This window comes from Nostoc sp. CCY 9925, from assembly GCF_963920935.1.
Taxonomy (GTDB): domain Bacteria; phylum Cyanobacteriota; class Cyanobacteriia; order Cyanobacteriales; family Nostocaceae; genus Nostoc.
The window spans coordinates 26,057-34,585 of record NZ_CAWUDO010000086.1; the positions used below are offsets into that span (position 1 = coordinate 26,057).

The following is an 8,529-nucleotide window of genomic DNA, read 5'->3' on the forward strand; positions in this document are numbered from 1 at the left end:
CGCTTAAAAGTGAGAAGATAGACGGGTTATTAGACTTTTGATGAAAATAAACAGTTTCCTCCAACAATGATTTGCATATTTACCTAAATCCAACCTGTGACTAGAAACAATGTGCGTACCTTTTCGCTATCAATAAACGTCACTTAATTCTTAACTTTGATGCTGTTAATTAAACAATATGCTGCAAATTATCGATCTCGAAAATAACGAACTGTTCACCCAAGTGTCTTTTGAAGTATCTGCTACTGTATTAGGAGGTATTACTGGTGTTGATTTGGCTAACATTCAGGATGGTATCAATAACTTCTCAAATAGCCTTAGCCTCTTTTCTCTAGATGGTAACAAGCTTTTTACGGTTGATTTTTCAAGATTAACTATTAATTTAGTAATCATGTTACCTACGGGGACACCACAAGTTCTAAGTTTTACTAACGGGACTTAAATCTTTTTGATTTTCACTGAATGATCTACAAATTTTAGGGAACAAAGCCAAATATCAAGTCTGTTTTATTCTTAAATTCTGCTGTACCTATTGGAGTGAATTAAATCCACAAGCTTTCCACACTAACTTGTAAAAGATAATTATGGTATACAAACAAAGGCAGCCATTAACAAAACCTGTAAGTTGGTATCTGATAATGTTCACAGTTGCTATGGCTGTAGTTCCTGTTACGCTTTCTATCTACAGCTTTTCACGATTTTATTTGACCTCTCAATTAGATTCACCCACTCCTAGTAATTCTCCTATAATTACTGCTGTTACTGCTTTAGGATCTTTACAACCTGAAGGAGAAGTTATTCGTTTATCTGCCCCTAATTTTCAAGGGGGTGTTCGAGTGGCGAAACTCTTTATCAAACAAGGAAGTTGGGTGCATCAGGGACAAATAGTTGCTGTTATTGATAGTTATTATCCCCGTCTTGCAGCCTTAGAAAAAGCACAAAAACAAGTCTTAGTAGCCCAAGCTAGTCTCAATCAAGTAAAAGCGGGAGCTAAAGCTGGAGATATTTCTGCACAGCAAGCAACAATTGCTCGTCTAGAAGCTGATTTGTCTGGGGTAATATCTGCACAACAAGCAACAATTGCTCGCCTAGAAGCTGAATTAGATAATGCTGAAAGCGAAAATCAGCGCTATCAGCAGCTATACAAAGTAGGTGCAATTTCTGCTTCTGAGTCAGAAACTAGGCGTTTACAAGTCAAAATTCTTCAACAGCAGTACAAGGAAGCTAAAGCTTCTCACAATCGAATTGTAGAAACTATTCAACAGCAGTTGATTGAGGCCAAAGCCAAGTTCGCAAGTATTACAGAAGTCCGTTCTACTGATGTGCAAGCAGCACAAGCTAATGTCGAGAGTGCAAAAGCCTCTGTTAAACAAGCTCAGACAGAGTTGGATTTGAGTTCGGTGCGATCGCCTGTAGCTGGCCAAATTCTTAAAATTAGTGCTCGTCCTGGAGAAATTATTGGCGCTACAGGAATAGCTGACTTAGGTCGTACACAACAGATGTATGCCATAGCAGAAATTTATGAAACTGATATTAAAAAAGTACGTCTAGGTCAGTCAGTCGTTATTACTAGTGATGCTTTACCAAAGCAATTACGAGGAACAGTCGCAGATATTGGTCTGCAAGTTGAGCGACAAAATATGTTTAATAATTTGCAAGCCGATACAGATAACAAAGTGATTAAGGTAAAAATTTCCATCAATAATATGGAAGATAACAAACAAATTGCTGCTCTAACTAACTTACAGGTGCAGGTACGCATTGGCATCTAAACCTATAGGCAAAGCTTGATTGTTTTTAGTAAGTAGTCTCATCTATATCACTTTAGGTTTCTAAAATGATTATTAATATATCTCTAGCTTGGCTACAACTAGCCCGACAAAAAGCTCGCTTTTTTGTGGCCTCGACTGGAATTGCTTTTATTGCGGTACTCATGTTTATCCAAGTTGGTTTTCAAGATGCTTTATATACTAGTGCCACGCAGTTGCATAATAATCTCAAAGGCGATTTATTTATAATCAGCACTCAATATCAATCCTTGACATTCAATCAAAGCTTTCCCCGCGGGTATTTATATCAGATATTAGGGTGTGATGGGATAGAATCAGTTAGCCCATTATATATGCAGTTCGCCAAGCTAAAAAATTTAACTAATGGGATAAAATTTCCCATATACGTACTTGGTTTCGCTGCGGATAGAGCAATTTTAAAATTACCAATTATTCAAGAAAATCACAGTTTACTCCAACTACCTAATATAGTTTTATTTGACAGCAAATCTCGGTCACAATTTGGACCGATTGCTCAAGACTTTGAACAAGGAAAAACTGTAATGCTTGAAATATTTGATTATATTTCATCAATTGGCTATAAAGTAAAAGTTGGTGGATTATTTAGCCTGGGTCCATCCTTTGGAGTTGATGGAAACTTAATTGTTAGTGCCTCTACCTTTTTTCAAATATTTCAAGGTCGTTCAGCACAAAATGTAGATATAGGCTTAATTAACCTCAAACCGGATGCTAATGCCCAAAAAGTTTTAGCTATTTTGTCCGCCAAATTACCTAAAGACGTAATAGTCATTACACGCCAGGATTTTATTAATTTGGAAAAAAATTATTGGACGGTCAGAGCGCCTATTGGATTTGTGTTTCAATTGATGGTGGCTATGGTCTTCATTGTTGGTGTAGTTGTCGTTTATCAAATTCTTTATAGTAATATCGCTAGTCATTTAGCTGAATATGCAACTCTCAAAGCAATGGGTTTTACAAATAAATACCTGCTACTTGTAGTTTTTCAACAAGCTTTAATATTAGCCTCTTTTGGTTATATACCTGGTTTTGCTATATCTATAGGTTTGTACGATGTAGCTAAAGGTGTTACTAACTTACCAATTAGTATGAGCGTAGATAAAGCAGCTATAGTATTATTGTTTATAATTTTAATGTGCTTAGCATCTGGGTTAATATCTACAAAAAAACTGCGTCATCTCGACCCAGCCGATTTTTTTTAATCTCTTGTAATTAACTTAATTAGTTTTGTCATTCATATGGCTATGGCAGATTTTATTGTTAGCATAAGGAATCTCAATCACTACTTTGGCAAGCAAATATTAAAAAGTCAAATTTTGTTTGACATTAATTTTAATATCAAATGTGGGGAAATTGTGGCTATGGCAGGGCCTTCAGGTTCTGGAAAAACAACTTTACTAAGTTTAATTGGTGGGTTACGTTCTGTTCAAAAGGGAAGCTTAAAACTTTTCAATCAAGAGCTTTATGGGGCTAATAATGAGGAATTAGTACAAGTGCGCCGTCATATTGGCTATATTTTACAATCTCATAACTTACTGAATTTCTTAACAGCTTGGCAAAATGTCCAAATATCACTTGAATTAGATAACAATATTCCTCAATGGGAAGCTCGCAGAAAAGCAGAAGCTATGCTTGATGCTGTTAAATTAGGAAATCGAGTTAATTACTATCCATCTGAACTCTCTGGCGGTCAAAAACAACGAGTAGCAATTGCCCGTGCTTTAGTGAGTCATCCTAAATTAATTCTGGCTGATGAACCTACCGCAGCATTAGATAGTAAATCAGGTCGAGATATTGTTAACCTGATGCAATTATTAGCTAGGGAACAAAATTGTGCCATTTTAATGGTTACTCATGACAATAGAATTTTAGATATATCGGATCGAATAGTTCATATAGAAGATGGCCGACTAGTTAAATAAGTATTTTACTTATGCCAACAAAATCTTATAATTAAAGCAGATAATTCATGTCTTTAAAAATTGACTAACTATTATTTTGACAAGCAAAGATAACAGAAAATAAGCTTAATTATTCAAGAGTTAGTTTCATAATTTTAAAAGCAATTATAATTTTTTATATAGAAAAGTAAAACAATGGCTAAAATCGTAATTTCTTACTTTACTCCTGCTGACTTAGAGTTATTTCTCTACGACCTCAGTCCATCTCAATATGAGTGTGTATTGGGAGGTTATATGTATTTGAATTTATTCAATAGCAGTGATGGTATAAACAATACTGAGAATGTCTACTACCTGGGTTCTTATGGAATCAACTTCCACGATAACAAAATTTATACAATAGACTATTCACGGTCTATTTACAACTGGTTCTATCTTTAGTTATCGTCAATTGGTACACTGGAATTTTAAAACTATTTTTCAAGAAAGCGATCGCATCAATTTAAGAACCTTAAACATAGGTTATTATACTTGCAATATCTCATTCATAACTTGTTATCAGCCTGCTAATCTAGCAAATCTTCTCCCTACTAAAGTATTATTACTTTAAAATAACGTTAAATTTATACCCTTTGAATGAGCCTCTTCAACCTATAGCAAGAGTGTCATCTTGCATCAAACGCCTACGATGAAGAACTAGGAAATCAAATTGCAGTATATCTGCTTATCAAATTATGGACTGGAAATACAGGTGGAAAAACGGCTATCGCCCAAGCCGAGATGAAGCGGTAAAAAATCCTCATTTGTTAGATGAAAGTCAGTTTGAGAACGAACAAGACCGACAGCTAGCTGAAGAAGCTGCAAGAAAGCATTTGGGCGTACCTGCACCAACCTTAGACCAAGAAAAGTCAATATTACCTCATGCAGCTTCGCCTAATGAAAAGCCTCAAAAATAACACCATTTACCAAAATATTTGCAACAAATAAATTGGCTGTAGGGGCGTACAGCTGCACGCCCCTAATCATGTATCTGTAGCAAAAATTTTGGTAAATAATATAATATACTGGGTATTTTTTGCCCATACACACTCCATACAATTAAAAACCTCGACAAAATAATGCAGATTTTTCAACATTTTAATCAAAAAAACCCTAAAAACTTCACTAAGTTAGTGGCTCAAACAGTAGCTTTAGGCGTAGGTGCTATTGTTCTATTCTCAAGTAATAATGCTGATGCTGCCGAGCAAGTTATTTTAAAATATGGCAATTTTCAAGGGCCAATATCTGTTCAAGAATTAAATCAGTTTGCAGAAACTGGCAAGACTACCCCAACATTAACGGCTTATTTGCAGGCAGCTCAACAAGAACCTGCATTAGCTCGTAAAGCGCTCAAAGCTGGCATCAAAGCCGATCGCGCTTTTTTAAATAACTTACTCTCTAGTTGGGCAGGGCCAGTTTTGGTTAACCAAATTGGTGAGGTAGTTCACCCTCCCGCAGGACAACTAAACCAACAAGCACTACGAACCGCTTTAAGTGAATCTATTAAGCAAAATGGTGAGGTTACGCTACTGGGGGCTATTCAGAATTATCCAAACAATTCTGTAGAACTAGAAGGAGATCGTCTCATTCCTGTTTATGAGCGCCTAACCAATCTAGCAGAACTCTTTTGAGAGGTAGTTAGTGTTAGAAATTTAATACCCATGAGTCTATCTCAAGATTCTACCCTATGACTAAGAAATTCTCTAACGTAATTGTAGAGTTTAATTTAAGCATAGGGAAAACATTTGTATGACAGCCGATGTTTCTAGAGATATTAAAAAGGAACTTAATGGGTCCCTGATAATTGGTATTTTGCTGATTGTTTTGGGGATTATCGCGATCGCACTGCCTACATTCACCACCATATTCGCCGAAACTTGGTTTGCAGCGATTTTAGTTTTTGCTGGATTTACAAAACTAGTTTACGCCTCCCAAACCCGCGATCGCGGAGGTTTTGTTTGGAAGCTTTTATTAAGCGGACTGTATATTGCAACTGGCATCATGCTGCTGGCTTATCCTTATACAGGCGTTCTCACACTAACCCTGTTGCTTGGCACTTTTTTGTTAACTGAAGGCACATTCGAGTTAATTCTAGCCTTCCAGTTACGTCCACAACAAAACTGGACATGGGTATTAGTTGATGGCATTATTACACTGGTCTTAGGTGCAATGATTTGGTTTCAGTGGCCATTCAATGCGCCCTGGCTGCTGGGAACACTAGTTGGTATCAGTGTTCTCTTCACCGGTATTTCCCGCTTGATGTTGTCATTGAATCTGCGTTCTGCCTTGAATTCTACTGATTCAGCAGCAAATCCTACTTAGTCAACGGCGATGAGGGACTAGAGACTGAGGACTGTTTTCCTAATACCCAATACCCAGTCTCCAGTGCCCAAATAGAAAGTTTACAAGATGTTGCAGCAGCGATCGCTCTGGTATTGCTAAATTAACAAAGGTAATCAAAATCCAGGCTAGCTGCAATCTCAACAATGGTATCTATCTCTACTCCGTTTTCAGATATTCAAAACCATTGGGCACGCTTATTTATCACAGCCTTAGCCCAACGTGATATTGTCAGTGGGTTACCTAACGGGACTTATCGCCCCGATAACTCACTCACCCGCGCCGAGTATGCCGCCATCATCGCTAAGGCATTTCCCACAGTTACCAAGAAGCGGCAGTATATTCCTTTTGTTGATGTGCCTAGTAGTTATTGGGCAGCAGCAGCTATTCAAACAGCTTATGAAAAAGCATTTATAAGCGGATTTCCTGATAAAACCTTCCGTCCTGCTAACCGAATTACAAGGACAGAAGTTTTAGTTTCCTTAGTATCAGGCTTAGAAATTGCCACGAAGATAAAGCCTGACCTCCTCTCAAAACTTGGACAAATTTATCAAGATGCTGCTCAAATTCCTGACTATGGCAAAAATCAGATAGCTATTGCCACCAGTGCAGGATTAGTAGTAAATTTCCCAAATCTAAAATTACTTAATCCCAATCTTGCAGCCACCCGTGCAGATGTGGCTGTAATTATTTATCAAGCTTTGGTGTATTTAGGTGCAGCAGAAAAGATTGCCTCTAATTACCTCGTGGTGCTACCAACACCAACGCCAACACCAACGCCAACGCCAACGCCAACGCCAACGCCAACGCCAACGCCAACGCCAACGCCAACACCAACACCCCTACCTCCGGGTAGCGTGAAGCTAAATCATACCAGAGAATTTCGTGGGGTGTGGGTCGCATCTGTATGGAATGGTGATTGGCCTTCAAAAACAGGACTTTCTGTTGAGCAACAGAAAGCAGAATTCACCGAAATTACTGTTAAATTACAAGCGCTGAACTTTAACGCCCTCATCTTCCAAGTCAGACCAGAGGGAGATGCTTTGTATGAATCCCAATTAGAGCCTTGGAGTGCTTGGATTACGGGAACTCAGGGAAAAGCACCGGAACCATTTTACGATCCTTTAGCGTTTGCGATCGCCGAATGTCACAAACGCAATATTGAACTTCATGCTTGGTTCAACCCTTACCGCGCCAGCACTTCCACCAACCCAGCAAAAACTGTGCATCCGCACATAGCAGTTACCAATCCAGAAAGCGTTTATTTGTGGAAAACTCAACGCTGGATGGACCCAGGGCTGAAAATAGTTCAGGACAAGGCTTACAACGTAATTCTCGACGTACTGAAGCGCTACGATATCGATGGCGTTCACTTAGATGATTATTTCTACCCCTATCCTGTTGAAGGACAAGCTTTCCCCGATGACAAAACCTATGCTGCATACAAAGCAGCAGGTGGTACACTCAGCCTCGGCGACTGGCGGCGGGACAATGTTAACAAAATGGTACTGCGTCTCTCGGAGGGAATCAAAGCAACTAAACCCCACGTGAAATTTGGTATTAGTCCCTTTGGAATTTACCGCCCCGGACAACCCCCTGGTATTACTGGCTTAGATGCTTACAATGTGCTTTACGCCGACGCCAAGAAATGGCTAGAACAAGGCTGGATTGATTATATTGCGCCTCAACTTTACTGGCGCACAGACCAACCACAACAAAGTTATTCTGCATTGTTGAAGTGGTGGACAGACATCAACACAAAGCAAAGACACGTTTATGCAGGTAACAATCTCACAGAACCAAGCAACAAGAGTCGTGAAAGTGATGAGATTGAAAAGCAGGTGAAAATTAGTCGTAGCCAAGCTGCAAACTTATCATTGGGGAATATCTTCTTTAATCTCGGTGTTTTGAGAGAAAATAGTCAGGGCATAGCCGATCAATTCCAAAGTCTGCTTTATAACAAACCTGCCCTACCTCCTACTATGCCTTGGCAGAACACAACACCACTTCCTCCACCCACCGGACTACAAGTCAATAACCGCAAACTCAGTTGGCAGCCTGGAGATAATCAGCCTGTTCGTTCCTGGGTACTTTATCGCCAAATTGATGGTGATAGTTGGACAATTCAGCGAATTTTGTCTGCTGGCACAACCTTCGCCACTGTGCAACAAGCGGGAACCTATGCCGTGTGTGCGGTGGATAGGTTGGCGAATGAGAGTTTAGCAAGGGTGATTACTGTTAGTTAACGTGAGTTCGACAGATTCCGAATAACCCCTCCCCAAACCTCTAATATCATGTCCGTTTAAAGACTTATCATTTAGAGGGCAGGGGAGCAGGGAGCAGAGGGAAAAAGGCTTTTGGGATTTTTACACAGATGCGGTAATCATATACCACTTTTCGGTTGAGTGGAATACAGACCTAACCCCCAGCCCCTTCCCTAC

General features: G+C 39.1%; 9 protein-coding genes. All 9 read left to right on the forward strand.

Annotation, left to right across the window (positions count from 1 at the left end; genetic code table 11):
• Nucleotides 1–178: 178 nt before the first annotated feature.
• The 9 genes from ACM0OY_RS30540 to ACM0OY_RS30580 all read left to right on the forward strand — a co-directional run bounded on the left by ACM0OY_RS30540 (nt 179) and on the right by ACM0OY_RS30580 (nt 8,334).
• Nucleotides 179–442 (forward strand): hypothetical protein, encoded by a 264-nt coding sequence (locus ACM0OY_RS30540; RefSeq protein ID WP_414572517.1) that lies wholly within the window; start codon nt 179–181, stop codon nt 440–442.
• Nucleotides 443–584: 142 nt separating this feature from the next.
• On the forward strand, nt 585–1,772 hold the full coding sequence (locus tag ACM0OY_RS30545) for an ABC exporter membrane fusion protein (protein WP_414572518.1): 1,188 nt from the start codon (nt 585–587) through the stop codon (nt 1,770–1,772).
• Nucleotides 1,773–1,837: 65 nt separating this feature from the next.
• Nucleotides 1,838–3,010 (forward strand): ABC transporter permease DevC, encoded by a 1,173-nt coding sequence (gene devC, locus ACM0OY_RS30550; protein WP_414572519.1) that lies wholly within the window; start codon nt 1,838–1,840, stop codon nt 3,008–3,010.
• A gap of 36 nt (nt 3,011–3,046) precedes the next feature.
• The gene (locus tag ACM0OY_RS30555; protein ID WP_414572520.1) at nt 3,047–3,730 is read left to right on the forward strand and encodes a DevA family ABC transporter ATP-binding protein; all 684 of its coding nucleotides are present in this window, start codon (nt 3,047–3,049) and stop codon (nt 3,728–3,730) included.
• A gap of 174 nt (nt 3,731–3,904) precedes the next feature.
• The gene (locus ACM0OY_RS30560; protein ID WP_414572521.1) at nt 3,905–4,150 is read left to right on the forward strand and encodes a hypothetical protein; all 246 of its coding nucleotides are present in this window, start codon (nt 3,905–3,907) and stop codon (nt 4,148–4,150) included.
• Nucleotides 4,151–4,443: 293 nt separating this feature from the next.
• On the forward strand, nt 4,444–4,665 hold the full coding sequence (locus ACM0OY_RS30565) for a bromodomain-containing protein (protein WP_414572522.1): 222 nt from the start codon (nt 4,444–4,446) through the stop codon (nt 4,663–4,665).
• Between the two features lie 162 nt (nt 4,666–4,827).
• Nucleotides 4,828–5,379, forward strand: coding sequence for an alpha/beta hydrolase (locus tag ACM0OY_RS30570; protein WP_414572523.1), 552 nt, complete (start codon nt 4,828–4,830; stop codon nt 5,377–5,379).
• A 118-nt stretch (nt 5,380–5,497) separates the two neighbouring features.
• Nucleotides 5,498–6,070 (forward strand): HdeD family acid-resistance protein, encoded by a 573-nt coding sequence (locus ACM0OY_RS30575; protein ID WP_414572524.1) that lies wholly within the window; start codon nt 5,498–5,500, stop codon nt 6,068–6,070.
• 164 nt (nt 6,071–6,234) lie between these two features.
• Complete coding sequence (locus ACM0OY_RS30580; protein WP_414572525.1) at nt 6,235–8,334, forward strand: glycoside hydrolase family 10 protein; 2,100 nt, start codon at nt 6,235–6,237, stop codon at nt 8,332–8,334.
• Nucleotides 8,335–8,529: the final 195 nt, after the last annotated feature.